The 26,432-nt window shown below is 33.4% G+C and carries 28 protein-coding genes; 11 read left to right on the top strand and 17 right to left on the bottom strand.

All coding sequences use genetic code 11. The annotated features are described in order from the left end of the window. Positions 1-14 precede the first annotated feature (14 nt). From ACICP1_RS04000 to ACICP1_RS03985, 4 genes are all read left to right on the top strand, one after another. Positions 15-1,502 carry a UbiD family decarboxylase gene (locus ACICP1_RS04000; protein ID WP_264374949.1) on the top strand — a complete coding sequence of 496 codons (1,488 nt, stop codon included), beginning with the start codon at positions 15-17 and terminating at the stop codon, positions 1,500-1,502. Positions 1,503-1,542: 40 nt separating this feature from the next. Further along, complete coding sequence (locus ACICP1_RS03995; RefSeq protein WP_264374948.1) at positions 1,543-2,070, top strand: phospholipase D family protein; 528 nt, start codon at positions 1,543-1,545, stop codon at positions 2,068-2,070. Between the two features lie 84 nt (positions 2,071-2,154). Beyond that, positions 2,155-2,277: a hypothetical protein gene (locus tag ACICP1_RS03990; protein ID WP_395461121.1), complete on the top strand. Its 123-nt coding sequence runs from the start codon at positions 2,155-2,157 to the stop codon at positions 2,275-2,277. Positions 2,278-2,346: 69 nt separating this feature from the next. Next, complete coding sequence (locus ACICP1_RS03985; RefSeq protein WP_395461120.1) at positions 2,347-2,697, top strand: hypothetical protein; 351 nt, start codon at positions 2,347-2,349, stop codon at positions 2,695-2,697. 214 nt (positions 2,698-2,911) lie between these two features. Here ACICP1_RS03985 and lgt read toward each other — a convergent pair whose 3' ends face one another. The 3 genes from lgt to ACICP1_RS03970 form a co-directional block, all read right to left on the bottom strand. Next, entirely contained in the window at positions 2,912-3,703 is a 792-nt protein-coding gene (gene lgt / locus ACICP1_RS03980; protein WP_010402205.1) for a prolipoprotein diacylglyceryl transferase, read from the bottom strand. Between the two features lie 6 nt (positions 3,704-3,709). Further along, on the bottom strand, positions 3,710-4,159 hold the full coding sequence (smpB, locus tag ACICP1_RS03975; RefSeq protein ID WP_395461119.1) for an SsrA-binding protein SmpB: 450 nt from the start codon (positions 4,157-4,159) through the stop codon (positions 3,710-3,712). A gap of 88 nt (positions 4,160-4,247) precedes the next feature. Further along, positions 4,248-5,159 carry an ankyrin repeat domain-containing protein gene (locus tag ACICP1_RS03970; RefSeq protein ID WP_007301945.1) on the bottom strand — a complete coding sequence of 304 codons (912 nt, stop codon included), beginning with the start codon at positions 5,157-5,159 and terminating at the stop codon, positions 4,248-4,250. 103 nt (positions 5,160-5,262) lie between these two features. Here ACICP1_RS03970 and ACICP1_RS03965 point away from each other — a divergent pair, with 103 nt between their 5' ends. Beyond that, positions 5,263-5,784, top strand: coding sequence for a Na+/H+ antiporter subunit E (locus ACICP1_RS03965; RefSeq protein ID WP_006015458.1), 522 nt, complete (start codon positions 5,263-5,265; stop codon positions 5,782-5,784). Here ACICP1_RS03965 and ACICP1_RS03960 read toward each other — a convergent pair. Beyond that, positions 5,777-6,193, bottom strand: coding sequence for a hypothetical protein (locus ACICP1_RS03960; RefSeq protein WP_007301944.1), 417 nt, complete (start codon positions 6,191-6,193; stop codon positions 5,777-5,779). The genes ACICP1_RS03965 and ACICP1_RS03960 overlap by 8 nt on opposite strands. Before the next feature lie 266 nt (positions 6,194-6,459). Between ACICP1_RS03960 and purN the strand changes: the two genes are divergently transcribed. Beyond that, on the top strand, positions 6,460-7,026 hold the full coding sequence (gene purN / locus ACICP1_RS03955) for a phosphoribosylglycinamide formyltransferase (RefSeq protein ID WP_007301943.1): 567 nt from the start codon (positions 6,460-6,462) through the stop codon (positions 7,024-7,026). On the opposite strand, the gene ACICP1_RS03950 is transcribed toward purN, so the two are convergent. The 4 genes from ACICP1_RS03950 to ribF are packed head-to-tail and all read right to left on the bottom strand — an operon-like array spanning position 7,020 to position 11,070. Next, positions 7,020-8,342: a M16 family metallopeptidase gene (locus ACICP1_RS03950; RefSeq protein WP_395461309.1), complete on the bottom strand. Its 1,323-nt coding sequence runs from the start codon at positions 8,340-8,342 to the stop codon at positions 7,020-7,022. The genes purN and ACICP1_RS03950 overlap by 7 nt on opposite strands. Next, complete coding sequence (locus tag ACICP1_RS03945; RefSeq protein WP_395461308.1) at positions 8,329-9,660, bottom strand: M16 family metallopeptidase; 1,332 nt, start codon at positions 9,658-9,660, stop codon at positions 8,329-8,331. The genes ACICP1_RS03950 and ACICP1_RS03945 overlap by 14 nt, the downstream gene beginning before the upstream one ends. Before the next feature lie 4 nt (positions 9,661-9,664). Continuing rightward, positions 9,665-10,141 (bottom strand): signal peptidase II, encoded by a 477-nt coding sequence (gene lspA / locus ACICP1_RS03940; protein ID WP_007301940.1) that lies wholly within the window; start codon positions 10,139-10,141, stop codon positions 9,665-9,667. Further along, positions 10,138-11,070, bottom strand: a complete 933-nt coding sequence (gene ribF, locus ACICP1_RS03935; protein WP_064085258.1) for a riboflavin biosynthesis protein RibF — start codon at positions 11,068-11,070, stop codon at positions 10,138-10,140. Before ribF ends, lspA begins: the two co-directional genes overlap by 4 nt. A gap of 68 nt (positions 11,071-11,138) precedes the next feature. Between ribF and ACICP1_RS03930 the strand changes: the two genes are divergently transcribed. Further along, positions 11,139-11,510, top strand: a complete 372-nt coding sequence (locus ACICP1_RS03930; RefSeq protein ID WP_006015443.1) for a glutaredoxin — start codon at positions 11,139-11,141, stop codon at positions 11,508-11,510. 95 nt (positions 11,511-11,605) lie between these two features. Further along, the gene (locus ACICP1_RS03925) at positions 11,606-12,478 is read left to right on the top strand and encodes a hypothetical protein (protein ID WP_007301937.1); all 873 of its coding nucleotides are present in this window, start codon (positions 11,606-11,608) and stop codon (positions 12,476-12,478) included. Between the two features lie 239 nt (positions 12,479-12,717). Here ACICP1_RS03925 and lepA read toward each other — a convergent pair whose 3' ends face one another. From lepA to ACICP1_RS03905, 4 genes are all read right to left on the bottom strand, one after another. After that, complete coding sequence (gene lepA / locus ACICP1_RS03920; protein WP_395461118.1) at positions 12,718-14,514, bottom strand: translation elongation factor 4; 1,797 nt, start codon at positions 14,512-14,514, stop codon at positions 12,718-12,720. A gap of 81 nt (positions 14,515-14,595) precedes the next feature. Next, complete coding sequence (locus tag ACICP1_RS03915) at positions 14,596-15,063, bottom strand: hypothetical protein (RefSeq protein WP_395461117.1); 468 nt, start codon at positions 15,061-15,063, stop codon at positions 14,596-14,598. 48 nt (positions 15,064-15,111) lie between these two features. Beyond that, on the bottom strand, positions 15,112-15,456 hold the full coding sequence (locus tag ACICP1_RS03910; RefSeq protein WP_395461116.1) for a hypothetical protein: 345 nt from the start codon (positions 15,454-15,456) through the stop codon (positions 15,112-15,114). A 277-nt stretch (positions 15,457-15,733) separates the two neighbouring features. Beyond that, positions 15,734-17,110 carry a malonyl-CoA decarboxylase gene (locus tag ACICP1_RS03905; protein ID WP_395461115.1) on the bottom strand — a complete coding sequence of 459 codons (1,377 nt, stop codon included), beginning with the start codon at positions 17,108-17,110 and terminating at the stop codon, positions 15,734-15,736. Between the two features lie 282 nt (positions 17,111-17,392). On the opposite strand from ACICP1_RS03905, the gene ACICP1_RS03900 reads away from it, so the two are divergent. Then, positions 17,393-18,085, top strand: a complete 693-nt coding sequence (locus tag ACICP1_RS03900) for a TerC family protein (protein WP_265022388.1) — start codon at positions 17,393-17,395, stop codon at positions 18,083-18,085. A 232-nt stretch (positions 18,086-18,317) separates the two neighbouring features. Here ACICP1_RS03900 and ACICP1_RS03895 read toward each other — a convergent pair whose 3' ends face one another. The 5 genes from ACICP1_RS03895 to ccmC form a co-directional block, all read right to left on the bottom strand. Continuing rightward, positions 18,318-19,124: an ankyrin repeat domain-containing protein gene (locus ACICP1_RS03895; protein ID WP_395461114.1), complete on the bottom strand. Its 807-nt coding sequence runs from the start codon at positions 19,122-19,124 to the stop codon at positions 18,318-18,320. A gap of 272 nt (positions 19,125-19,396) precedes the next feature. Then, positions 19,397-20,959: a glutamine-hydrolyzing GMP synthase gene (gene guaA, locus ACICP1_RS03890; protein ID WP_395461113.1), complete on the bottom strand. Its 1,563-nt coding sequence runs from the start codon at positions 20,957-20,959 to the stop codon at positions 19,397-19,399. A 227-nt stretch (positions 20,960-21,186) separates the two neighbouring features. After that, a complete protein-coding gene (locus ACICP1_RS03885; protein ID WP_395461112.1) occupies positions 21,187-22,647 on the bottom strand; it encodes a secretion system protein in 1,461 nt (486 codons plus the stop codon). A gap of 580 nt (positions 22,648-23,227) precedes the next feature. Then, on the bottom strand, positions 23,228-23,824 hold the full coding sequence (locus ACICP1_RS03880) for a hypothetical protein (protein WP_395461111.1): 597 nt from the start codon (positions 23,822-23,824) through the stop codon (positions 23,228-23,230). Positions 23,825-24,162: 338 nt separating this feature from the next. After that, positions 24,163-24,873, bottom strand: a complete 711-nt coding sequence (gene ccmC / locus ACICP1_RS03875) for a heme ABC transporter permease CcmC (protein WP_264377995.1) — start codon at positions 24,871-24,873, stop codon at positions 24,163-24,165. 142 nt (positions 24,874-25,015) lie between these two features. Between ccmC and ACICP1_RS03870 the strand changes: the two genes are divergently transcribed. Both ACICP1_RS03870 and ykgO read left to right on the top strand, forming a co-directional pair. Beyond that, positions 25,016-25,834 (top strand): pyruvate, water dikinase regulatory protein, encoded by an 819-nt coding sequence (locus tag ACICP1_RS03870; protein WP_395461110.1) that lies wholly within the window; start codon positions 25,016-25,018, stop codon positions 25,832-25,834. A 69-nt stretch (positions 25,835-25,903) separates the two neighbouring features. After that, a complete protein-coding gene (ykgO, locus tag ACICP1_RS03865) occupies positions 25,904-26,032 on the top strand; it encodes a type B 50S ribosomal protein L36 (protein ID WP_006015378.1) in 129 nt (42 codons plus the stop codon). Positions 26,033-26,432 lie beyond the last annotated feature (400 nt).

Below are 26,432 nucleotides of genomic sequence, written 5' to 3'. Positions count from 1 at the left end.
AAAATTTTTAAAATATGTACAATAACTTACGCGACTTCATCAGAGCATTAGAAGAAAAAAAAGATCTAATTAGAATTAAAAAAGAAGTTTCAACTATTCTTGAAATGACAGAAATTCATCGTAGGGTTTTGTCAAACAAGGGACCAGCTATCATCTTTGAAAATGTTGTCACAGAAAATGGCAAAAATTCAATTCCCGTTTTAGTGAATTTATTTGGTACTATTGAGAGAATTGCATTCGGACTTGGTATAAATTCTGATGAATTAAGGGATCTGGGTAAACTTCTAGCATTTTTGCGATCACCTGAGCCGCCAAAAACCTTCAAAGATGCTGTGAAAATGTTTCCTCTACTAAAAGTTGTATTGTCGATGCGGAGCAAAGTTGTGAGCAAAGCCCCATGTCAAGAGCTGGTGCTAACTGGGGATAAGGTGGATCTTAGTTTGCTACCTATTCAGACATGCTGGCCAAACGAGCCTGCACCGCTTATCACTTGGCCACTTGTGGTAACAAAAGGACCAACAGCAGACAAGCAAGATAATTTCAATCTTGGAATATATCGTATGCAGGTTGTGAATAAAAAAACGACTCTCATGCGCTGGCTTGCACATCGTGGTGGTGCAGGTCACCATAAACGGTGGAAGGAGAGGGGGCAAAATATGAAGTTTCCTGCGGCTGCTGTGATTGGTAGCGATCCTGCAACGATTATTGCTGCGGTAACTCCGGTGCCGGAGACTTTATCAGAATACCAATTTGCCGGGCTGCTGCGAAAAAAAACACTTGAGCTTGTAAATTGTAAAACTATTCCTCTTCAGGTTCCAGCTCATGCAGAAATTGTTTTGGAAGGATATGTAAGTTTGGATAATTACCAAGATGAAGGGCCATATGGAGACCATACCGGTTACTATAATGCTGTTGAACAGTTTCCTGAGTTTAACATCACTGCAATTACAATGCGCAAAGATCCAATTTATCTCAGCACTTTTACTGGCAAACCACCTGATGAACCATCAATTCTTGGTGAGGCACTCAACGAAATCTTTGTGCCGATTCTCATCAATCAGTTTCCGGAGATAGTAGATTTTTATCTGCCTCCAGAAGGTTGTTCATATAGAATAGCGGTAGTGTCGATAAAAAAGGCTTATCCAGGGCATGCAAAAAGAATTATTATGGGCATACTCGCTTTTCTCAAACAGTTCTTATACACCAAATTTATTATAGTTGTTGATGATGATATAAATGTACGTGATTGGAAGGAAGTAATGTGGGCAGTTTCAACAAGAATGGACCCTGTACGTGATACAATCATGATAGAGAATGCTCCAATTGATTATTTAGACTTCGCTTCTCCTGAAAGTGGTCTCGGAGGTAAAATAGGGTTTGATGCAACAAACAAACTTCCACCTGAAACCAAACGAGAATGGGGAAGAAAAATTGAAATGAGCGAGGAAATAATAAAGAAAGTTACAGAGAAGTGGAAGGAATATGGGTTGACAGATGATTAAACTATGATGTAGACTACCGCCGTGTATTTAGGTGTGGTTTGTGAGGCTTTTATATCTTTTATTTTTGTCGGCATGTTTTTCTCTGTATTACTATGTGGGTCCTACATTCTCGCCTTGCCCAAAAGCAACAGTTTGCTTCTCACCTGAACAAGACTGTGCTGTACCGATAATCAGCGAGATAGACCAATCTAAAGAATCTATCTTAGTTCAAGAATATACATTTACTCTTGGAACAGTTGCAAAATCTTTGATTAACGCCAAAGAGCGTGGTGTTGATGTTAAAGTCATTTTAGATAAATCACAACTCCATTCAAAATATAGTGTCATAAGCGAATTGTTTTCAAATGGAATACCGATTTGGATCGATAATAAGCCAAAAATTGCTCATAATAAGGTAATAATTGTTGATAATCAAAAAGTCATCACAGGATCGTTTAACCTCAGTAAGACAGCTGAAAAGGGAAACGCTGAAAATTTATTAATTATTGAAAATTATCCTGAATTAGTCCAGCAGTATGTGAAGAACTGGGAAATACGAATGTCACAATCCTATCAATATGCTCCCTAGATACTTGATATCAAAAAAAGTCTTTTTATTGATAGATGTAATTTCTTGTGAGATAATAAATTAAAAGGTTTTAAGGGGTAGGTAATGGATTACATAAATGATGCTGCTGATAGTTACGCTGCCATTCATGATTTTTTTCAAAATAATGGTGTTGGAGATTACAAAGTTCAATGCAATTATGGTGGTGTACCGTATGCTACTGACTAATATGTACATTCTGGAGACAAATTTTGGAGCAATAATTTTATAGACTCACATTTTGGAAGGGAAATAAAAATGTATCCTCAAAGTGAGCTTTTAGCTAAAGAGTATGCTGGGAATACACTACCGGTTTCAATATCACTAGACAAGGATCTAATAAAAATAAAAGAATGTCAGAAAAAAACTAAATTTGTAGAACTAGAAGGGGAATCAGGTGATATAGTATATGATAAGCAAAAGCATATAAAGTGCTACACGACAAGGTTATCATATGACGATGTTTCTGTTCATAATAAAAACGAAGTTTCAATACTGAATATTAGATATGATATGCCAAATGATCCGAGATACAGTTTAAACATAGCCTTCACAAAGGTTAATGATAATCAACCAGGTTTTTGGCAAAAATTTAAAAATATGTTTTAATAAAGTAGCTTCTCAATCAGGAACATTCTGGTGGAAAATGAATATCTACTTAGTAATGAATTTGGTCAGTAGCTACTAAGTTTTTCTTATAGCTATACAACGAAGGTTTGCTGGTCTTACATTTATTCTCTGCAAGACAAAAAATTCACATAATTGTACATAGTATGGAATAAATAAACTTCCACTATATTTTTCGATTAAACTTACCTTTTCTCTATTGAACAGATTTCGTATTAAATCTTAAGCTCAACGCACCTAAATATATAAGCATTCCCAGCAAAATCATAGGTATAGAAAGAAATTGTCCCATAGTTAAATTGAACCATAAATAGCCAATTTGATAGTCTGGCTCGCGGAAAAATTCAACCACAAAACGTGCTATTCCATACCACATAACTGCAATACCAGTTGTTGCACCGTAATACAGTTTCACTCTAGTCAAGAAAAACAGTGAATTTGCAACTACAAAAAGTAGCGCTCCTTCAAAAAATGCCTCATAAAGTTGGCTTGGATGGCGCAATAAATTATCACCATTTTCTGGAAATACCATACCCCACGGCATATTTGTAACCCTGCCAAATAACTCTCCATTTATAAAATTACCTATGCGGCCTAGAAGTAAACCTATCGGAACTCCACAAGAAATTAGATCCAGTGTGTAAAATATAGGAATGTTATGTCTTCTACAGGAGATTATTACTGCAAGCAAAACTCCTATAGCACCGCCATGAAATGACATACCTCCTTCCCAGGTCTTTAGTATTTCGATAGGATTGCTTATATAGAGAACTGGATCATATATCAATACGTACCCAAGCCTACCTCCAAGGATAATGCCTATAATAACGGCTGTTAATAACGAATCGTAAAAATTCTTAGTAAATATTTTTTGATTGTCTAGCTTATGTAAATACCAATATGCAAAAACTATACCCAAAACATATGCTAAAGAGTACCAATATATAGAAACAGGACCGATGCTAAAAATAACTGGACTTAAAGACATATTTTACTACAAATTATTCTTAGACAATCTACTTTTCTCACGTTCCCACTCTCTCTGCTTTATGGTTGCTCTCTTATCATAGAGTTTTTTTCCTTTCACAATGGCAATTTTAGTTTTTGCCAACCCTTTATCATTAAAATAGATAGAAAGTGGCACAATAGTTATTCCAGAGGTTTTGATTTGACCAATTAGCTTATTTATCTCTTTTTTATGCAAAAGCAATTTTCGTTCTCTTTTTGGCTTGTGATTCTTTTGGTTTGCAGCTTTATACTCTGCGATATGCATATTGTTTAGCCATATTTCACCTTTTTTTTCAGTAACGTAAGCATCAGAAATGTTTGCTTTTCTTTCCCTTAGTGATTTCACTTCACTACTTAAGAGGATCATACCTGCTTCAAATTCTTCTAAGATAAAGTATTCAAACCTTGCTTTTCTATTTTCTGCAATAACTTCCATATCTAAAGATATCTTTAAGCTTCAATATATTACAGAACTTTTGGTTTAATTCATAACAAAACAATTATCTCAGTAAATGCAAGTTTGGTTAAAAAAGCTCCAATCTTCCTGCAAGTGTAATTTGTTCCACTCTTCCTACTGCCATTTCAGCCCTAGGACTAGCATTACCTGACAAAGAACTTATCACATCTTTGCAGCCCCATTCAATAGCAAAGTGTAAAGGAGCATATCTATTATTGTTCTGTTTACTAACATATGCCCCACTTTCAATTAAAATATCTCTTATACTTTCATGATCGCTAGCAAAATGCAAAGGAGTGCGTCCACAACTATCCCACACATTAACACATGCTCCATGTTCAATCAGAGTTCTTACTATGTTTTCATTATCACTTTCAGCAGCAAAATGCAAGGGAGTGCTTCTATAATTATCCCACGCATCGACATATGCTCCGTGTTCAATTAGAGCTATTACTATGTTCTCATAGCCACTCTTAGTAGCAAAATGTAGAGGAGTGTGTCCATCATTGTTCTGCGCGTTAACATCTGCTCCACATGCAATTAGAGCTCTTACTACACTTTCATTCCCACCTTCGGCAGCAAGATGTAAAGGTGTACATACATCATTGTCCCACGCATTAACATTTGCTCCACTTTCAATTAAAATATCTAATATGCCTTTGTGGTTCCATTCAGCAGCAAAATGTAAAGGAGTGCATCCATCGCTGTCCCATGCATCAACATATGCTCCATATTCAATTAGAGCTATTACTATGTTCTCATAGCCACTCTTAGCAGCAAAATGCAACAATGTAGTTTCTACAGGATCTAGATCACTATGTGTAGTGAATATATGATTGATATTAAATCCACTATCTTCCCACCTCCGTAAATCAATTCTTTCTAATTTTATTTTTATTCGTTCAACTATGTTGTTCTTGCTTAAACCTGAAGTATCATTTATTTCTTCAAGCATTTTTAGAAAATCATCAAGCGTCATAATCTCCACTACTTATTAAAATAACTTGGTTATTATGTTCTTTGACACAAAAATCAAGAACTTTTTATTTTCCTAAAAAATCATTTAAGTTATACTCCAAATCATGAAAGTCAGGCAAAATATTAAGTTTTTTTCTCTATCATTTGTGATTTTGTCTTCTCTATGGATTACATTGTCTGGTTATTTTGAGCCTTTTTTTATTCTCTGTGGAGTATTTTCTTCTGTGTTCACATTGATTATCTTTAAAAGGTTAATTGATGCTGAAAGTGCCCTTAGTCAAATTCTAAATGATAGTGGTAGGCTGTCACTTTATCAGCTTATAAGTTATATACCTTGGCTAATTTACCAAATTATTTTTTCAAGTATTTATGTAACAAAAAAGGTGCTACGATTCAAATCTACAGTTGAGCCAATTGTTATTGTAAGAGAATGCATAGGACATAATGATAAGACCATTGCATTATTTGCTAACTCGGTTACGATTACTCCTGGAACTTTAACTATCAATGTTGAAAAGAAGCAGAAAACATATTTATCTACCATATGTTTGATAGATAAAGATCTTGAAAGTGGCATTTCTGAAATAGAAGGTAAAGTCTTAAAAATGCTACACCTAGTTAAGTAATTGCTTTAAATAAGTTAACAGCGTCTCTGTATTCTCTTCTTAGGCTTTCAAGCATTTCTTTTGGAAGGCTATCAATAACAGTAGAACATAAATAATTGTACAAATCTTCTAGCCTTGATATGTTATTTTTCTTCTTGCTGTTGAATTTGTACGGAAAAATGCCCTCCATAATTTCAATATCAACAACCTTATTTAAAAATGCATTTTCACTTGTTATGCTTATTCTTGTAAGTATAGTATTAATTTCAGGTTCATTACTCGTATAAATATCTGATAATTCTGCCATTTTAATGACGTATAAAGTTACTACTTTTGATAAACAATTATCAGAATATTCACAATTTTTTATTACCTCCCACTGAGTAACCTGAGACTTGCTTGTTTTTGCATTGCTTGGTAATTTATTCATTGAATTTTCTCCATTTAATTCAGTGTAGTAAATTATACTAATACTTTGTTAAATAAATAATAACGCAGCCATAAAAATATGCATTTATTTACCATAAATTGTATAATATTCCTAAAATTAAATGTTAAAGTTACTTCAAACTGAATGATTTCTTTAATTCCATGTTATCCAGCAGTGTAAAATATTGCTACACAATAGTATTTATTCTAAAATAAACTTTCCTTTTGAGCTATTTTATTAATATCCATTCTTACGGCTGCACTAAAATGAAAAAGATAAAACTCGGAATACTAATTTCAGGTAGAGGATCAAACATGCAGGCTTTAATAGAAGCATGTCAAGATCAGAATTTCCCTGCTGAAACTGTGTGTGTTATCACAAATAATAGTGAAGCTGGAGGCCTTAAAATAGCAAAGCAAGCAGGAGTTTCAGCGTTTGTTGTTGAAGATAAGCCACTTGATACTGATAAAATTCATGAAATACTTGTTCAACATAAGGTTGATTTAATTTGCCTTGCAGGGTTTATGAGAATTATAAAGGCCAATTTCCTGAATAAATGGCATAACAAAGTTATAAATATTCATCCCTCTTTACTTCCGTCATTTAAGGGCCTAAATGCTCAGGAGCAAGCTCTGAAAGCGGGTGTAAAAATTACAGGATGTACTGTGCATTATGTTACTCCTGAAATTGATGCTGGAGCCATAATCGCTCAAGCTACTGTTCCAGTGTTACCAAATGATGATGTTCACAGTCTCTCAGAGCGCATTCTAGCTGAAGAGCATAAGTGTTATGTAAAAGCAGTAAGATCAATAGTAGAAGGTATTAACTATTGACCTTGAGCGTTTCTTCCAACTTCAACAAAAAATAAATTTTCAGGATTCAGTAAAGAACTTGCCAGCTTGTTTACTTTTTCCAATTGAACATCATTAATGATATTTGCATAATTATTTATATGGTTAATATCACGATCATCTATCTGCATACTATCCAGTAACGTTGCTGTATTCGCATTATTGGATAGAAAAGAGAAGATAAGGTTATTTACTAAACTGGTTTTTGCATCCTTGAATAATTGTTCGTCAATTCCTTCCTCTTTTATTCTGCTAAATGTATCTTTTACTGCTGATATAGCTTTGCTAGCAGTGGAACTATCAGTACTCATAAATCCAGATATAATATTTCCATGCTTATTAGGAACATTACGTGCACTAACACCATAAGTAATACCTAGATTTTGTCTCAACTCTTTCATCAGTATTGAGTTTAGACTCATACCACCAAGCGCATTAATCAAAACACTGGCATTATAGTAATTAGGGTCTTCATATGCTATGCCTTTTTGAGCAAAAAGTATTACACTCTGTGGTATATTCATAAAAACGCTCTTACTTTCTGCAGGCCCAAATTCATTTTTTACAGATATCTTCCTAACTTTCGATCTTTTTGATGGTAACTTAGATAAATATTTATCGAGCAGCATACTAACTTCTTCTTTTGTTTCACAACCAACAACACTAATGACGATATTATCCTTAGTAAAACTACGCTTTATGTATGTTAAAACATCGTCTCTAGTAATGCTCATTATAGTGTCTAGAGTTCCATATGGATCTCTTGAGTAAGGATGTTTTTTGAACAACAACGTATCCAACTCTTTTGCAGCAATAAAATAAGGATCTTTTTCAAAATTATTAAAGTTTACTTTGGCTTTTTCAAAAACTCTGTTCAATCCTTCTGAATCAACTTTAGGTCGCATTATAGCATCACTCAGTAGTGAAATTGCATCCTCTAGATTCTCAGACAAAGTATTTAATGAAACCCTAAATGCTTCTAAACCAGCAATAAAATTTAAACTAATTCCTTTATCCTCAAGCTTTTTTACAAAATCTCTGGCATCATTTTTTCCTGCTCCTTCTTGAATTACAAGAGAAGTAAACCAAGCAAGCCCCTGCTTTTCTGCACTTTCATACACACAACCTGCATCTTTGAATGATATATTAAGTGAAACTTTTGGTAGATCATGGTTTTCAACAAATAAAAACTTAAATCCTTTATTAGTAGTAACCTCCTCTATATTTAAGTGACCGCTTGCTTGCAAATTAAAGCCTAGACAGAAAAAAAATAGAAATACAAATTTACTTATTCTTATCATTATTAACTCCTTTTGGTAGTAAACGACCGACTAATTTATTAGTAGAAAAAATAGTACGAATTTTGTGATTTACATCTTCCAGATTGACATCATTAATTTTGCTATATGAAATGTCTATTTTATCAAGTGGAATACCTAGTGCTAGACGTGGTATATAAAACATTGCTATATTAGTTAAATCAGATAAATTATCAAACTGTGCTGATTTGTATTTAGACTTTGTACTTTGCAACTCTTCACTTGTTATTCCTTCAGAGTTAAAGTGATTAATAGAATTTTCTAACTCTCTTGCAACAGCATCCAAATTTACCCCGCTTTTTGGAGTTACCCGAATCTCAATGTAACCATTACTAAAAGCTAAGCTATTATAATAAGCAAACACTTCTACTGCTACATTCTTATCTAGAACTAAATCTTTATATAGCTTACTAGACTTGCCATTCCCCAAAACATCAACTGCCAAATCAACAGGAAAAGTTTCACTTATTTGCTCAAATAAAGGAACACTATAGCGAAAGTATAAAACTGGCTCTCTTACTTCAGTGCTTTCTAAAATTACCGATATATCTGCATTATGTATTGAATCTTGGTTCGGATAATGCTTAACTACAGGCTCAGCTTTAATTGCACCATATTTTTCCTTTGCTAATCCCGCTACTTCTTCAAATTCTACATCACCAACAACGAGCAGTATAGCATTACCTGGATGATAATAGTTATCATGAAACCTTGTTATGTCATCTTGATTGTAAGTTTTAATATCGCTCTCCCAACCAATAACAGACCTACCATAGCCATTACGATAAAATGCACTGTTCATTTCCTCCCATAGTAAAGCTTCAGGATTATTATCAAATCTCATCTTTCTTTCTTCTAATACGATATTTTTTTCTCTATCTATTTTGTCTTGAGTAACATCAAAATTGCCCATTCTATCTGCTTCAATTTCCATTGCTAGTGGTAAATCTTTTTTGAGAACTAATTCGTAGTAGCAGGTGTATTCTTTAGTGGTAAAAGCATTAAATTGGACCCCAATGCTGCCCAAAGTGGATTCTATGTCTTTAAATTTTCCTGTAGTTTCAAACATTAAGTGTTCAAAGTAGTGAGCCAAGCCTGCTTTGCCAATTGGGTCATCCATTCCCCCAACTTTATATATTATTGCATGAAAAACAGCTGGAATTCGGTGATTAGGTACTACATAAACATCCAATCCGTTACTGAGCTTAGCATGCTTTATGATTTCAGCTTCCAAAGAAATCGGACAAATGAAAAAAAACACAGATAGTATAAAAAAACTAAAGAATTTGCGAAGCATTATTTCATTCCTCATTTTGCTTAGAGATAGACCTATCATATATATACCACTTATATAACAATGTACACATTCCACAAACTATAGATAGATCTGCTAAATTAAAGGCTGGCCAATACCAATCATTGATATGAAAATATATGAAGTCATATACAGCTCCCCAATAGATTCTATCAATTACATTTCCGATCGCTCCACCAATCATCAGAGAAAAACTAAGGTAAATTGACTTATCATTAGATTTATATATCAAGTATGCAAGTATACCAATTATTAATATTGAACATGCTGAAAAAAAGAAGCTGCCATGCGGCAGAGTACTACACATTCCAAAGCTAATTCCTGAATTCCAAACTTCAACTAATTTCATAAAACTAGTAATCTCGATTGACTCCCCCTCATCAATCAAAGAGTTTATATACAATTTACTTGTTTGATCGAATGATACTATAATCAATATAATAACTAAACATATCCTTTTCATAAATTTATCTTTAACTGGTAAGCCTTCATTATATCACGATCTATCTGTTTTGTTAACTCGTTAATACTATGGAATTTTTTTTCTGCCCTAATAAATTTTAAAAGTTGTATATCAACCTTAAAATTGTATACATTTTCGTTGAAGTCAAATATATGCATTTCTACTATAGGTTTTTTTAAGTCCTTAAATGTAGGTCTCATACCAATGTTGACTACTCCATATAGCCAACTTGAACTATTTTCAGAAAATGCAACTTTGGCGTAATATGTACCAAACTTAGGTTTTATCATGTAATCTTCTATCGGAATGTTTATGGTTGGAAACCCTATTTCTCTACCTCTACATGCACCTTTTGTTACAATACCAGAAACTTGATAAGACCTACCAAGCAATTTATTAGCAATTTCTATTTCTCCTTTTTGTAAACACTCCCTGATTGAGGAAGAAGAGCAAATTTTTCTATCGATTATCAATGGCTCTAATTTAGTTAAAGAATATTCATACATCTGAGAATATTTTTCTAGAGTTAATATGTTACCCAATCGTTTGTGACCAAAAGTACAACTTTCTCCAACAGTTATATGTTTAGCACCATACTTCTTTACCAAAATCTTACCAATAAAGTCATCGCAGCTAACCTCAGAAAAACCTCTACTAAAATTAATAATATACAAGTAATCTATACCATAGCTGCTGATTAGTTCCTTTTTTTGTTCTTGATCTATTAACCTAAAATTGTTCCTACTAAATAAAACAGTTGATGGGTGAGGCTCAAAAGTTAAAACTGCAGAGGGTAATCCTCTTTCTTGTGCTACATTCTTTAGATTGGAAATTGCAAACTTATGTCCTAAATGAACGCCATCGAAATTTCCGAAAGTTAGTGCCACATTATCTTTTATCCCTTGCTCACAGTTGTAAATAATTTTCATACAATTTGATATTTTATATATATTTTTTATATATAATAGTTGTATTTTATAAACTATGGAGATAAATCGTGAAAAACACTAAAGGAAAAGTTGTAATATATGTGAAGAAGTACTGCCCATTCTGCAAGAAAGCAAAAGAGTTATTGGATGAAAAAGGTGTGAAATACGAAGAAATTGATGTACTTAGAAACTCGGATTTGTTTGACGGTATAAAATCAAAATATAACGTCAGGACAGTTCCACAAATTTTTATTACTGATGAAAATGGTGATTATGTACATCATATTGCTGGATGTGACAAATTGATGGATCTTGAAAAAGAAGGAAAGTTGGATAATATGTTAAATAACAATGAAGATAGCATTAATGCAACAGCTTACACAAGCGGCAGTGATGAACACGAGGGATGTAATATAATACATAATGAAGATTTTATGTGATTTTTTTGTCTTACTGTTGCTGGCATACCCACTTTAAACAATTTTTAATGAATTAAAAATACAATTCATCTAGTGAGTTTTTTTAGTGGGAAAAAATGATAAAAAATATTATAATTGTTAGCAAAAACTTAATTAGTATTGAATTAATTAACAAACAAGATTTAGAGAGTTTCATCAAGATTTTCACAGTGCTTGATAAGCATATAGCAGCTAAAACTCTTTTTACAGAAGAAGTGACAATAGAGTATAAACAACACAATTGCATAGAAGTTGTTGAATTGATAAAAGATACAGGTTTTACATATCATGATGTTGAGAATGTGTTAAATCACCTAAGTAATCATGGAATGAAAGTACCAAGTAGCGTTATAGCAAGCACCCTTTCTTCTTCATACAATCACGCACTTGAGTCTAAGGATGTAGCATTTGCCTGTTCTAAAGGGTTGCCACAATTTTACATCAGGGTAAATAAGAATACCTTTATAATGACTCCTATAAGTGAAGAGAATCTGGAATTGAATTCGCAAAATAGCAAAATGCTTATAGAGTCATTAAAGAGCGAAAAAAGCACTTATGATTGCATAGTGGAAGAAAATATCATCAAAGTTATAGTGCATTCTGAAATACATCAGGCTATAAACTCGATTATAAAATCACTTATAAAGTCTTGCCTTTTAGCAAGAGATGAAGAAGAAAAATTCAAAGAGAAATTAAGACAACTTGCTTTTAAAGATCAAGCTTTCGTTGAGTATTCTAGCATCAAAACCATTCATAGATATCCGAATAACCATCCTCTGAGAAAGCATGAAAGTGTTATTAAAGATATAGAAAATATTTTATGTGATTTCATAATAAATGAGAACAGCGGGTTTGCTATAGAGCGGTTAAATAGACTGGGCTCAGAAGTCTCTCCAAATACTCCAAGAATCATCACTAAAACTATAGATAAGCTTGTTAAGTTTCACTAAAATGTTGTTGGAATGGTTTTAGCGAATGTCTACATATATCTGATTTTTACTGATTGAGTGGAGCAATTGAGCTGCTCTCTGTCATCCCAGCGTTTAACACTGGGATGATTTCGTTGTATGGTATCTTATATAGTGTTTTACAAATTCACATAGCTATTTCAAATTTACCCATATCAATGTCAGTAAATTTATTGAGAAAATATCACTTAGTTCTTTAAATTTATGTTTTTGGATATATATTAATCATTTATTTTCAAAGCCTCAATAAAAGCATTTTGTGGGATGTTTATGTTTCCTACAGAATGCAATCTTTTCTTACCTTTCTTCTGCTTTTCAAGCAGCTTCATCCTTCGTGTGACGTCTCCACCATAGAGCTTGGCTGTTACATCTTTTCTATACGGGTTAATCGTTTCTCTAGCAATAATTTTTCCGCCTACTGCCGCTTGAATCGCGATTTTATATTGCTGGCGTGGTATCAAGTCTTTCAAACGTGCACATATTTCACGGCCTCTTTTTTCTGCCCTGCTTTTATGAACAATGCAGGCTAACGCATCCACAGGTTCTCCATTAACTAAAAAACTTAATTTATCTATCTGACTTTCCTGATAATCGGATATTTCCCAATCTAAACTTGCATATCCCTTGGAAATTGATTTTAGTCTATCGTAAAAATCAAAAACAACCTCAGACAGCGGTAATTTATACTTCAGTAGTGCTGTTGTCGTATTACCAACATAAGATAAATCCTGCTGTTCTCCTCTCCTCTCTTCACACAGAGATAGAATCTCTCCTAAATATTGATCAGGTACCATTATAGTTGCAGTGATCCACGGTTCTTCCACTATTTCAATTTTTGTAGGGTCTGGCATATCGCTTGGGTTATGGATATTTAAAACTTTACCATTTTGTGTTGCAACTTTATATATAACACTCGGTGCAGTTGCTGTTAGATCTAAATCAAATTCTCTTTCGAGTCTTTCTTGAATGACTTCAAGATGTAGCATTCCTAAGAAACCGCAACGAAATCCATAACCTAGGGCATTTGACGTTTCAGCATCAAATGTAAAACTAGCATCATTTAAATGTAATTTTTCTAGTGCTTCCCTTAAATATTTAAAATCATCTGTGTTATTGGGGAAAATACTGCAAAATACTACAGGATGTACTTCTTTAAAGCCAGGTAATGCCTTGCTGCACGGCCTTTTCTCTTCAGTAATAGTGTCTCCTACTTTGCAGTCTGCTACTTCTTTCATTGAAGCAGTTATAAAACCAACTTCACCTGCTGAAAGTTCACCAGTCATAACTTTTTTAGGAGTGAAAATACCGATATTATCGACCTGATATGTAGCATTATTAGACATCATAACGATTCTCATGCCTTTTTTTAGTACTCCATTTTTAACTCGCACTAAAATTACTACTCCTAGGTAAGGATCATACCAACTATCAACTAAAATTGCTTGCAGTGGAGCATTTGTATCACCTTGAGGAACGGGAAGTTTTGTCACTATAGCTTCAAGTACATCCTTTATCCCAAGACCAGTTTTTGCCGATATCAAAATTGACTCACTTGCATCAATACCAATTACTTCTTCAATCTGAAGCTTTACCTTTTCTGGATCTGCAGCAGGAAGGTCAACTTTATTGAGCACAACTATTATCTCATGATTATTGTCAATTGCCTTGTACACATTTGCCAGAGTCTGAGCTTCAACTCCTTGGCTGCTGTCCACCACCAAAAGTGAGCCTTCACATGCAGCTAAGCTTCGGCTGACTTCATATGAAAAGTCAACATGACCTGGTGTGTCCATGAGGTTGAGGCAATATTTATTACCATTATTTGCAGTGTAATTGAGTCTTACCGTTTGTGCTTTGATTGTGATTCCGCGTTCACGCTCTATATCCATTGAGTCAAGTACCTGATTGGTCATTTCCCTTGTCTCAAGACCGTTACATTCTTCTATCAAACGATCAGCAAGAGTTGACTTCCCATGATCTATATGTGCTATTATTGCAAAATTTCTTATATTGTTCATAGATCTACTTATTTAAGTAGATCTATTTTACATTTTAAGTATTACAAGAGCAATTACTTATCTTCCTTTTTGCTGAAAACATTAAGCTGGCGTCTGTACTGGTCGGAAGTATTCAGTAGTTGATGGTTGACTCAGTTTGCTACTTGCCTCATTCTTTTCCTGCTTGCATGTTTTTACTGCATCAGCAAGGCTTAGGTAATCATTACCAACTTTAATTCTTACATCTTTATTTTCTTCTAAATCTTTATCATCTGGCTTATCACTTGCTATTTTAATAGTGCCATCGCTATTAGCACTTAATATAATGATAAATTCCCTTTCATCTATATACCAATTAAACTTTATTCCATATTGAGCTGCAGTACCTAAATTATAACACCTCACTCCATTTTTATCTACAAAGCCACAGACAACTTCTTCTTGATCGCCATTTAAAATACGAATTTCATGAATATTGTTTTTTTTACGAAAATCATTATTTAAAAACTCGCTTATCCCAATATTTATGCTTTTACTGTTGTCTTTTAGATTGATTACTGCATCACACAAACTACAATTATCATATTTTTCAATTGATACTGCATCAATAGTGCCGTTTTATATATACTTTCTAAACTTTTCTTCAATTTTCTTTTCTAATTCTTCTTGCCTTGCTTCATTTTGTTGTTGCATTTCTAACTTTTTTTGCATTGCTGCACTTTGTTGTTGTTGCATTTTTTCCAGCGCTTCTTTCATTTTTTTCTGAAGTGATTCGATATCACAAATTAACGTGGATTCATCAATGCCGAGTATCACGTATTCTTGGCCCAATCCTGTCTTCAATCCTTCAATTATGATTACCATCTCTAAGATAGACCCTAAGTTTTGATAATGTATATTAATTTTTTCACTACTTAGGCTACCTCGATTGCTATCCCAGTCGATAGCAATGTTAGTAAACATAGAATTAAGGCCTTCATAAATATCTTTCAATAGACTTGATTTCTCTGAGTTTATTCCATCACGTTTAATACTACTAACATAATCATTAAATGACTTTATTTCTTCAGAATATGTAAAGACACTGTACAGTTCTTTACGTGTTACTCTATCTTGTATTTTTTGTTTTATTTTTTTTAATATCTCACTACTAATACATTTTACCTTATAAAACTATTCAATATTATATACATAAACATTAGGGAATGTTAGCACTTTCTATATGCTTGCGCACTTCCTATTATTCCTTTAACATAGCTGACACTTTTTTTGAATGAGAAACCACTTTATTGATCATATAATTCTCATGATTGTTATCTATTTTAGGCAATTCGTACAAATAATTCACCATTATTCCGGCTGACTGACTAATGCCTTTTTCAGAAGTATCAGCCATCCAGTTGATTTGTTTGATTGATGCACCATTGCTTAAATGAAAGTGTGCGACCGGATCATAAGCACCCCCACCACTGCTTTTAACCTTTAGCAAATAATGTGCACAAAGTTTCAGTAGGGACTGTTTTTCGCATTCAATGTTAGTTTTTATGCTTTCTAAAATTTCTGTACCTGATTGTTTTATATTAAGCTTACCTAATAAAGCTACGTCTTGATTTTTTAGCCATTTTGTAAATCCAGGAACTGGAGAAAGAGTTGCATAGACTTTTACGCTTTTAAATTCTTGCGATAGTTTTTCTACGACTCTCTTTATTAAAAAGTTACCGAGGCTAATTCCAGATAAACCAGTTTGAGTGTTTGATATTGAATAGAATATAGCAGTACTTGCACTGCTTGGGTCACTTGAGGGCACTGACTCATCCAAAAGGTGTTGAATACTATCTGAAATCTCATTCATCAATGCAACCTCTACAAAAATTAGAGGTTCGTTTGGTATTTTGTAATGAAAGAAAGCAAAACAGAGACGATCAGAATCTAGCCTATTTTTTAGGTCACCCCAAGAAGAAATTTTATGTACAGCTTCATATTTTATAAGTTTTTTCAACAATGATGCAGGTGAATCCCAGGTGATTTGATGAAGATCAAGTAAATCAACATCAACCAAAGTACAGAGTATATTTTTTAATTCATTTTCTAGTGGGTTTAGATTTTCATATTGGTTCTTTAGCTTAAGCACATCAGAACGCATATCAACAATAAACTTAAGACCTTCTGGTAAGGAGATAAACTGCTTCAATATTTTAGAGCGTGGTGATTCAAGGACTTTTATTAAGTCTTGTTCAAACTTATAGCTCAACTCAGAATCTTGATTTTTCTTATATACTTTTATTTCTTCATCTATTTTCGTTTTATCCGGATTGAACTTTTCTGCCAGGGTTTGTAAAAATTTTATTTGACCTGCCTCTGATAAACTCAAGTACAAATTACCAAGAGATACGGTGTTCTTACGTGCTGAGACTTCACCCCCCTTTGGGTTTAAGCATTCGTTCATCTTCAAGACTAAACTATCGACATCGCGACTACTACTTAAATCAGGGTTAATATTGCCAACCCATGATCTTACAGCGTTTGCTACTTCACCTAGTATCTTAAAAAAGCTCTTTGGTGCTTTCTGATCTTCAACTTTCACTATATCAGTTTTTGCTAATGATTCTTTTGTCATAAATTCCTTTTACTATGTATCTATCTTAATTTAAAGAAAAATCTTAGTCTACAAAGAAGGCATATACTTTCATGGTACAACTATTTTATAATCTATTTAAAATTTTCGTAAAGAGAGTTAGATTTTTAAATTTATTATTCTTCTTATAAAAGTACTTTTATTATAAAAATGACCTTTTTTCTCTTCCTTTTTCGGGTAAGGCTGATTTTTTAATTACCTAGGCGAAGTTACTTAATTTTTACACATCTATTGTAAAGTACAAAATCTGACTTTGGAATGAAAATGCTAGCTGATGCTTGGACTTTATTGATACTTACGCTACTTGAAACTATACTTGGTATAGACAATTTAATCTTTATTTCTCTAGCAATAGATAAGGTGCCAAATCTGCTGAGAGAAAGAGCCCGCCTTATAGGTTTTGGCTTGGCGCTATTGATGCGTTTTGTAATACTATTTTTTACATCATATATATTATCAATGCAAAAGCCTATATTTCACACTGTATCGCTGGATATCTCAGTAAAGGATTTGCTTATGATTGCAGGAGGATTATTCCTTATTGTTAAAAGCTCTATAGAATTATGGAGCGACATTTTTGTACATAAGGAGAACCAAACAAAGGCAAACGTTAAATCACAATTTTTTTTAGTTGTGCTACAAATTATATTAATAGATTTAGTTTTTTCGGTTGATTCGATATTAACTGCCATAGCATTAACTCACAATATGATAATCATTGCCATAGCATTTACATTTTCCATACTAGCGATGCTATTTTCATCAAGTTATACCGCTCAGGTAATAAAATCCAACCCAAGCTTAAAAGTAATTGCCATTCTATTTATTTTACTCGTCGGTGTATATCTAACACTTGAAGGGCTTCACATAGAACTACCAAAAGCATATTTGTATTCTTCATTTATGTTTGCATTGCTTGTGGAAGTTATAAGCAAAATAAAGAAAATACAGCCTTGAAACTATTTTACACGAAGCAAAAATCCAATCAGTGCGTGACGTACAACTGTGCGAACATTTTCTAGCAGGAAGGTGTCATCCCAATGCTTGACACTGGGATCCATTTTTCCATCATCAAAAACATTGTATTTTTACATTACTTTTATGCTTACCAACTTAACTGGATGCCAGTGCCCAGACACTGGCATCCTACAGATAATGTTCATACAGCTGTGCGTCACACGCTCTACTGTCAAGCAGCTCCTTGCTGTTCATTTGTTGTTAAAACGGCAGATGGTTTCTCTGCTCCATCAACTTTAGTACTAGGCTTTAGTAATGCATATGTAGCACAACCAACTACCAGTGCTGCTGCTGTAACTGCAACCACTGCTATAACGATAGGTGTCAACTGAGCTGTAATTGTTCCAGTTGTAAAAAGTGCCACTGCTATAGCAGTGCCTAATAATCCAGTTACTCCACCGGCAATCTTTGCTTTATTACGCGCTTTTACAAAAGAGCCTCCTCCTGCGTCTAATAGAGCTTTTACTACGTCTTGACTCTTAGCATGATCTAAAGGAGTCTTTCCATCTTTATCTACTGCATTAACTTTTGCTCCTTCTTTGAGTAAAACCTCTACTATCTCTGTGTAAGCAGCAAAGTGCAAAGCAGTGTACCCACTTTTATCTCTCACATTAACATCTGCTCCTGCTCCGATTAAAACCTCTACTACCTCTTTGAAACCATACAAAGCAGGATAGTACAAAGCAGTGCACCCATTTTTATCTATCACATTAACATCTGCTTTTGCTCCGATTAAAAACCCTACTGTCTTTTTGTAACCATTCTCAGCAGCTATAATTAATAACGTCCACTTTTCGTATGGGTAAATATCAAATACATGATTTACATCAAAATTACCTTTCTCCCACTCTTGATATAGATCTTGATTCTGTTTCTTTAGTTCTTCTTGTATTTTCTTAATTATATTATCTTTATTTAAATCTTTCTTAGCCTCAATCGTCCTCAGTACTGTTTTCAGTGATTCATATTCTCTTGTCATGATTTTACCTTCAATATCAAACGATATGTTTAATTATTACATGATTATGATAAAAAGTCGATTAAAACAAGCTAATAACTGGGATTGTGAATAGTAAATTAGATTCAAGTAGCCTCTGTGGTGTCATTCAACTTCGTTGTCATCCCAGTACTGGGATCCAGGAACCAGCGTCACGCGCTGGAATGACATTAAATAGTTTTCCTTAAAATTTGAGTTATGCAAGCAGCCTCTTTGGTGTGATTCGAGTAGCTGAAACTGGAATGAAATTATTGCTACTCCCACTCAATAGTTGCTGGTGGCTTGGAAGTTAAATCATACACAACTCGATTTACTCCGGAAACTTTGTTAACAATTATACTACTGACGTCTTGCAAAAACCTCCAAAATACTAACGAATGTTGATCTTTATTTTCAAATGGAAATGCATCAGCTGTCATGCCATCAGATGAAGTCACAGCCCTTAAAGCGCAAACATATCCGTATGTACGATTATCTCCCATAACTCCCACAGTTTTTACTGGTAACAGTACAGCAAAAGCCTGCCATATTTTATCATACAGATCATAATTTTTCATTGTGTTGATATATATTTCATCTACTTCTTGCAATATTCGTACCTTTTCTTCATCAACCTCACCTATGATCCTCACTGCAAGTCCAGGCCCAGGAAATGGATGTTGAAATATTATCTCATCTGAAAGCCCAATTTCTTTGCCAAGCAGCCTTACTTCATCTTTAAAGAGATAGCGTAAAGGTTCTACTAGTTTCAGATTCATTTTTTCTGGCAACCCACCAACATTGTGATGAGATTTAATTGTACTAGTGTTTCCTGAAGCGTGCCCTGATTCAACTACATCAGAGTAAATGGTGCCTTGCATTAAAAAATCCACATCACCTATTTTTTTTGCCTCTTCTTCAAATACTTCGATAAAAGTATTGCCGATAATTTTTCGCTTTTCTTCCGGATCAGTTATTCCCTTTAACCTACTTAAAAACAAGTTTGATTTATCAACGTAATTTATTGGAATTTCTTTTAACATAGCAGTGGTCTGGCTCTTACGCAATAACCCAGTATCGATAAAAATACAGTTTAATTGTTTTCCTATAGCTTTGTGTGTAAGAACTGCTGCAACACTTGAATCAACCCCCCCACTTACTGCAGCAATTACTTTTTTCTCCCCTACTAAGTTTTGAATTTTTTCCTTCTGTTTTTCAATGAATGACTTCATTGTCCAATCTCTCTCACAATTTGCAATATCTAAGAAATTAGAGAGAAGTTTACTACCATTTGTCGTAGGTTTAACTTCAGGATGGAACTGAGTACAGTAAATCTTCCGCTGTTCGTTGGCAATTATTGCGATTGTTTGATTTATTATACCTGAGGCAATAGCAGTAAATCCTTGCGGTATAGTTTCGACACTGTCTGCATGGTTCATTAGCACATCGACTTCGGAATTAACGTCCCAAGTATCCTTTATAATTGGGGATTCTTTTAGTATCTTGATTTTAGTTTTGCCAAATTCCTGATTGAATTCTTTTCTTACCTTTGCCCCGAAATAATGACAAATGAGTTGCTGTCCATAACATATTCCAAGTATAGGAGTGTTTATTGTTTCGTTAAGTTTTATAATTTTATGTGCTACTTCACTTACTTCAGAGCAATTGTCATTTACAGATTGCGGTCCTCCAGAAAAAATAAATCCATTGAATTTTGATACTGTTTCGAAATCGATATTGCTTGGAAATATTTCACAGTAAACGCCCATTTCCCTGATTTGTCTTGTAATAAGCTGTGTAAACTGTGAACCAAAATCAATAACGGCAATTGCTGACAATGTGCTCCTCCATATTATTTAAAGCAATATTTGATAATAAAGAAAACAATAAAGTAAGTAAACTAAGACCTGTTTAAAAACTTTAATATATGACTAAAGTAACTTAAATTTACCGCAACAGATTTGTGATTAAGCTGTCTTAATTATCATTCTGATACTCTCTTCTTATCATAATAGCAACCCCAACATCTTTCCTTAAGTTGATGCCATTGCCTGAACGGATACGTTTAATATATATATAAATTCCTATCTTTTATATCTAATAAACCAAGTGTTGGTACGATTGTTGCTTTCAGGAAGATGACGGTTTCTACTGTCTTAGCCAGTTTTTTTGACTTTTGATGCAATAAGTTTTGGTTATCTTTTCTATGCTCTATAAGCCCACCAATTACCATAACTTCGCCGCTCTTAATTTTTAACGTAGAGTGCATTTCTCTGGTTTCAATAATTGGAATGTCACTATTTAATTTCATTTTATTCTGCTGTGCGACATATTCTATATTTGGGTCTTTAGTGTAATCGTTAATTCTTGATAAGGTTGGATGTATATCCATGAATATTTCATTAGTATCAATGTTAATGCTTGGGTGGATTATTAACACCACACCTATTGGAGTGCTATTCATCTTGGTAATTAAGGCATGATTGGAGTTTTCGGTATCTTTCTGTATATCGGAAGTAAAATAGATATGGTTTTTAGTAAATGAAATCATTGCTTGCTGATTATTTATAGCATGTACTCTAGGGCTTGAAATTACGGTTGAAGTGCCAAATTTATTTAAAATTTTTACTAAATCTCCTAAATCACTTACACTAGAGTTAATTGCTAGGTCAATAATAGAGTTACCTTGATTTGTTATAGATTTGGTTTCATTATGCAAATCATTTAAGTTGATACCAGAAAGGTATTTATCGTCTAATAAAACTTCAACTATTTTGGCCTCGATCATTACTTGAGAAGACGCCAATTTCTTAACTTTATTAATATATTCTTCAACAGCTTTGTGAATATCTTTTCTAGCATTTAGAATAATGACACCAGCTTCTCTGTTGGATGAAAGAAACTCACCATCATCTACTCCGTTAACATCCATTATTGCATTTAAGCCTTTTTCTAATGAATTCCATAAATCACTACTATATTGAGATTTCATATAGTTTCTATCACCATCACTGTCGGTAATATTGTTACCAATGATAAAACTCCTTTGCGCAGAGTGTTGAATATTGATGAAGTCTACGTAATAATTTTGTGCATATGGCAAATCTTGTTCAATTCTAATTACACCATTATTCATTGAGTAACGCAATTTGGCGCTGTTGGCTATATTCTGAATTACTTCGTTTATGTTCTTATCTTTTAGTTTTAAAGTAATATTACCTGATATTTTGGGGTCTATGTCTAAGTTAATGTCAGAAAGTTTTCCTATCTCAATCAGTAAATCCTTTACTGGTACTTTTTCATCAACATTAATCGAAAGAAACTGATTACTGGTTGTAAGATCGGGAAACTCTACCGGTAAAGGTATCATTTCTGGTATTGCTGGTTCGTTATTCTTCAAAGGAGTATTATATTGTTGCAACGAATAATCGTGCTTATAATTGTCTATATTAACAGAATGTTGCTTGTTAGGTAGATGTGTACAAGAAATAATGAAAAGGAGTATTAAACATTTTAAAATAGCCATGAGGGCAACATACAAATCTATACTAATAGTTTTCTATAAAAATGTTAAAAATGTATTTAATTGTATCCGTTCAGGGGAGTGGTTTAAGAAATGATAGATAGGAGATTATGAAAAGGGTTTTAGCCGCATGAAAGTGGGATGAAAAGAAGCACTGGTTTCACATGCGTCTGAACAGACACCATTTTACAGCATTTTAAATTTGTCCTGTGCAATGTTTGTACAGTTGCGATAAAAATTACTTGAAAAATTTTGACAGCTTTGTTATTTTGATAGTGAAGATATTCTAGAGCTCGAAATCTATCTTCGTCTGCAGACTTTTCAACTTCATTAATTTATAATCTCTAGTTAAAGTATATTGTACTTATGTATAGATAACTTCTATCATAGCTATATACATTTTTCTGAGTTTTTTTGTATTACTTAGGAGGATCATCATGTTTAAAATCATGGATTACGCATATCATTGACATAAATGCCTTAAAAGGACAGATGGTACCTACGTCCTCTTTATATAGATTATGTATTTGTTCAGATACGACTAAATTGTGTCTAGTGTAGAAAAAATTAGACAAATTCAGCCTTATATAGAACCAAATTCAACGGAAGTAGAATTATCCTCATTTCCATAATAGTAAGGATTTGCTTCTTGCGTATTATTAACAGCAGTTTTTAATAGTACTTCCTTATCACTATTCCATGCAACTTTCTCCATAATTGGAATATAATCCTTACACTTTTGATTATCTCCACAATCCTTGATTTTACTATCATCATTTAGATAACGCTTCAATGCATCATAGTATACTTTAGTGTTATTACCCTCTTTATCTATCATTTGTCCTAAGGTATTAACAAGTATCAATGGTGCAACTTGTTTTGCTTTTACAACACTTGTTTCACTGGACTCTCTAAAGAGATTAGGGCATGATCCTCTGGAAAAAAAGCTCTTGTTGAATTCTGGATTACTACGGTAAACGTTCGGGTAACAGAAACTCTTAATCTCTTCTTCTTGACACGCTAACTCTATTTGATCATCGACACATTTTTCACATTCTATATTACCAAGCCAGGATATTGAATTAAGATCCTCTGTAAAGGCAAATTTAAAATTTACTGCACCATAATTACCATTTGCTCCCTCTTCTATATATTTTGCAATCTTAGGATTACTGTACATCTCAGGATATAATTCCTTTAGTAAATCAGATGCACTAAAACCTTGACAACCTATCTTATTATCAACTTTATAAAAATGAGAATATGGCCCACAATTTTCATACTTGGAACAATCTGAGGTTACTTTTTGAGATGTAATTTCTCCATTTTCATTCTCTCCTTCATCAGTAACAGGTTCGCCCGTATCAATTTCACCTTCTCTATCGGTAACAGGTTTATCTATACCACTTCCTTTTTACATTCTTCAGCTATTTTTTATACCACTTAGTCTCTGCTGATGATTGCTCTACATTTTAATTTCCGTCGCTGTTCACAACATTACACTCTGGAACTGCATACCTAATATCGCATGCTGATTTCTCTCTTTATCTTCTGCAAATTAATTAAATGAAGGGCATTAAGTATCCACACTACTAAAAAAAGTGTGGTACAAAATATAAACATTGCAATGAGTGGCAGCAGTAAAGAACCTTCTATTGCTACTCCACCTTTTCTAAAAATACTTGCTGGCTGATGAAGAGTAGACCATAAATTCACAGAAAATTTTACTATGGGAATATTTATAGCACTAAAAATGGCAAATACTGCTGATGATTTCTCTGCTCTTGCTTGATTATCAAAAGCGCTCCACAATGAAAGATAACCAACATACAGAAAAAACAAAATCAGCATTGAAGTAAGCCTTGCATCCCATACCCACCAAGTACCCCATGTTCCTTTTCCCCAGACGCTACCTGTGATTAAGCATATTGCCGAAAAGACTGTCCCTGCAGGAGCAGCAGCATGTGCCAAAACACTAGCAACGCTATTGTTCCACACCAATGAAATGAAACTGAGTGATGCAATGAGTCCGTATATTCCAAGAGCAAGCCATGCAGAAGGCACATGAAGATACATAATTCGTACAATTTCTCCTTGTTTATAATCTCCTGGGGAGAAGAATAATGCCAAGAACATTCCAATTAAAAAACATGCGAAACAAATAACCCCAAGCCAAGGTAGAGCTTTTTTAGCAAAAGAAGTGAAATTTGTAGGCTTTAATAAAAACATTCGTTTTGAGAATAATTGTGTTAAGAATTTATCAATTAGTTTGAGTTTTATCAACAAGATAGTTTTTCTATATTTACGTAGTATAATAAATTAGCACAATTTCAGTAGCAGATTGCTTGCTATTATTTTTATTATAACGTTGATGACCCTTAAAAAGCTTAACCTACACTTAGTGTCAGATTCAAGTGGTGAAACTGTTATATCAGTTGCAAAATCAGCTCTGAAACACTTTCGTTCTGTAGAAACGATCGAATATGTTTGGTCTTTCGTAAAAGGAGAAGAGCAGATTGACAAAATTTTAGAGGAAATTAATAGAAAAAGTGATGAGCATAATTTTGTTATATGCACTATTACTAATGATGAGCTAAGAAAATATCTAAAAAATAATTGTATAAAGCTAAAAATTCCCTACAGAGCGATATTATCACACATTATTAGGGAAATCTCATCCTATCTTGAAATTGAAAAAGACGAAAAACTTGACTTATATGCTGAGATAAATAACGAATATTTTCAGCGCATTGAGGCAATAAACTATACCATTAATCATGATGATGGACAAAATATTCAAGATATTGATAAAGCCGATATAATTTTGGTTGGAGTTTCACGCACATCAAAATCTCCCACCAGTATGTATTTAGCTTACCGAGGCTATAAAGTTGCAAATGTTCCTTTTGTTAGCGAGATACCCTTTTACGTCGACTTAGCAAAATTAAAAAATAAACTGACTATAGGAGTAACAATAGACGTAAGAAGGCTAATAGAAATACGCAAAAATAGACTGACTTCAATTAATAATGAAGGTAATAATATATATGCTGACCCTAGAAAAGTAGAAAAGGAAATTAAAGAAGCAGAGGAGTTCTTTAAGCAAAATAACTGGCCAATTATTGATGTCACGCAAAGGTCAATCGAAGAAGTATCAGCAACAATTATACAGTATTTTAATAAAATGTGAAAAATTTATCAATTGACTAACTCTCTGTCAGTGATCATAATGTAAGGTAATTCTATTCTTACTGTAGATATGAAAGTTAAAGGGTCACTAAAATCTCATCGTAACAGAGATAAAAATTGTAAAGTTGTGAAAAGGGGTGGTAAGGTTTATATTATAAATAAGGTAAAGCCAAGATGTAAAGCGCGTCAAGGTTCTTAGCTTTTTGTTTTCCTTTTTATGTCATATGTTTTTCATATGGAAGCATGGTTAGAAAGAAACAAAAATTGTTGCATAGCACTGCCCATTTCTTCTCTTACATTATATTTTGGTATTAACATGATTACAGGCAGACGTGGCTTGTTAACATTAATTAACTTAAAAAAAAGAAATTAATTACGTGCGTCAACAAGTCCATGAATTTTAGTTCCACCCTAAGCCCTCTTGAGCTTGAGAATTTTTTCTATATATAGGCTGAGCATGAATGACATCTGATCATCAATTATGCAAATCTGGATCTTGTTGTGCATACTTAAGTCATTTTGCCAAAATTCCCTTTTTGCATCACCTTTTAAACCTCTTGTGTATACTTCTGTAATTGTGGTAAATTTTTGATCATTGG

The sequence above is a fragment of the Wolbachia endosymbiont (group B) of Ablattaria laevigata genome (genome assembly GCF_964277395.1).
GTDB lineage: Bacteria > Pseudomonadota > Alphaproteobacteria > Rickettsiales > Anaplasmataceae > Wolbachia.
The sequence above is the reverse complement of the archived record's forward strand: the minus strand, read 5'-3'. Positions and strand labels throughout refer to the sequence as shown.

What these genes read in the sequence shown, in the direction of transcription:
- ACICP1_RS04000 (WP_264374949.1), top strand. Translation starts at nt 15, where the DNA reads ATGTACAATAACTTACGCGACTTCATCAGAGCATTAGAAGAAAAAAAA.
- ACICP1_RS03990 (WP_395461121.1), top strand. Translation starts at nt 2,155, where the DNA reads ATGGATTACATAAATGATGCTGCTGATAGTTACGCTGCCATTCATGAT.
- ACICP1_RS03985 (WP_395461120.1), top strand. Translation starts at nt 2,347, where the DNA reads ATGTATCCTCAAAGTGAGCTTTTAGCTAAAGAGTATGCTGGGAATACA.
- lgt (WP_010402205.1), bottom strand. Translation starts at nt 3,703, where the DNA reads ATGTCTTTAAGTCCAGTTATTTTTAGCATCGGTCCTGTTTCTATATAT.
- smpB (WP_395461119.1), bottom strand. Translation starts at nt 4,159, where the DNA reads ATGGAAGTTATTGCAGAAAATAGAAAAGCAAGGTTTGAATACTTTATC.
- ACICP1_RS03970 (WP_007301945.1), bottom strand. Translation starts at nt 5,159, where the DNA reads ATGACGCTTGATGATTTTCTAAAAATGCTTGAAGAAATAAATGATACT.
- ACICP1_RS03965 (WP_006015458.1), top strand. Translation starts at nt 5,263, where the DNA reads ATGAAAGTCAGGCAAAATATTAAGTTTTTTTCTCTATCATTTGTGATT.
- ACICP1_RS03960 (WP_007301944.1), bottom strand. Translation starts at nt 6,193, where the DNA reads ATGAATAAATTACCAAGCAATGCAAAAACAAGCAAGTCTCAGGTTACT.
- purN (WP_007301943.1), top strand. Translation starts at nt 6,460, where the DNA reads ATGAAAAAGATAAAACTCGGAATACTAATTTCAGGTAGAGGATCAAAC.
- ACICP1_RS03945 (WP_395461308.1), bottom strand. Translation starts at nt 9,660, where the DNA reads ATGCTTCGCAAATTCTTTAGTTTTTTTATACTATCTGTGTTTTTTTTC.
- lspA (WP_007301940.1), bottom strand. Translation starts at nt 10,141, where the DNA reads ATGAAAAGGATATGTTTAGTTATTATATTGATTATAGTATCATTCGAT.
- ribF (WP_064085258.1), bottom strand. Translation starts at nt 11,070, where the DNA reads ATGAAAATTATTTACAACTGTGAGCAAGGGATAAAAGATAATGTGGCA.
- ACICP1_RS03925 (WP_007301937.1), top strand. Translation starts at nt 11,606, where the DNA reads ATGATAAAAAATATTATAATTGTTAGCAAAAACTTAATTAGTATTGAA.
- lepA (WP_395461118.1), bottom strand. Translation starts at nt 14,514, where the DNA reads ATGAACAATATAAGAAATTTTGCAATAATAGCACATATAGATCATGGG.
- ACICP1_RS03910 (WP_395461116.1), bottom strand. Translation starts at nt 15,456, where the DNA reads ATGTTTACTAACATTGCTATCGACTGGGATAGCAATCGAGGTAGCCTA.
- ACICP1_RS03905 (WP_395461115.1), bottom strand. Translation starts at nt 17,110, where the DNA reads ATGACAAAAGAATCATTAGCAAAAACTGATATAGTGAAAGTTGAAGAT.
- ACICP1_RS03900 (WP_265022388.1), top strand. Translation starts at nt 17,393, where the DNA reads ATGCTAGCTGATGCTTGGACTTTATTGATACTTACGCTACTTGAAACT.
- ACICP1_RS03895 (WP_395461114.1), bottom strand. Translation starts at nt 19,124, where the DNA reads ATGACAAGAGAATATGAATCACTGAAAACAGTACTGAGGACGATTGAG.
- ACICP1_RS03885 (WP_395461112.1), bottom strand. Translation starts at nt 22,647, where the DNA reads ATGGCTATTTTAAAATGTTTAATACTCCTTTTCATTATTTCTTGTACA.
- ACICP1_RS03880 (WP_395461111.1), bottom strand. Translation starts at nt 23,824, where the DNA reads ATGTACAGTAATCCTAAGATTGCAAAATATATAGAAGAGGGAGCAAAT.
- ccmC (WP_264377995.1), bottom strand. Translation starts at nt 24,873, where the DNA reads ATGTTTTTATTAAAGCCTACAAATTTCACTTCTTTTGCTAAAAAAGCT.
- ACICP1_RS03870 (WP_395461110.1), top strand. Translation starts at nt 25,016, where the DNA reads ATGACCCTTAAAAAGCTTAACCTACACTTAGTGTCAGATTCAAGTGGT.
- ykgO (WP_006015378.1), top strand. Translation starts at nt 25,904, where the DNA reads ATGAAAGTTAAAGGGTCACTAAAATCTCATCGTAACAGAGATAAAAAT.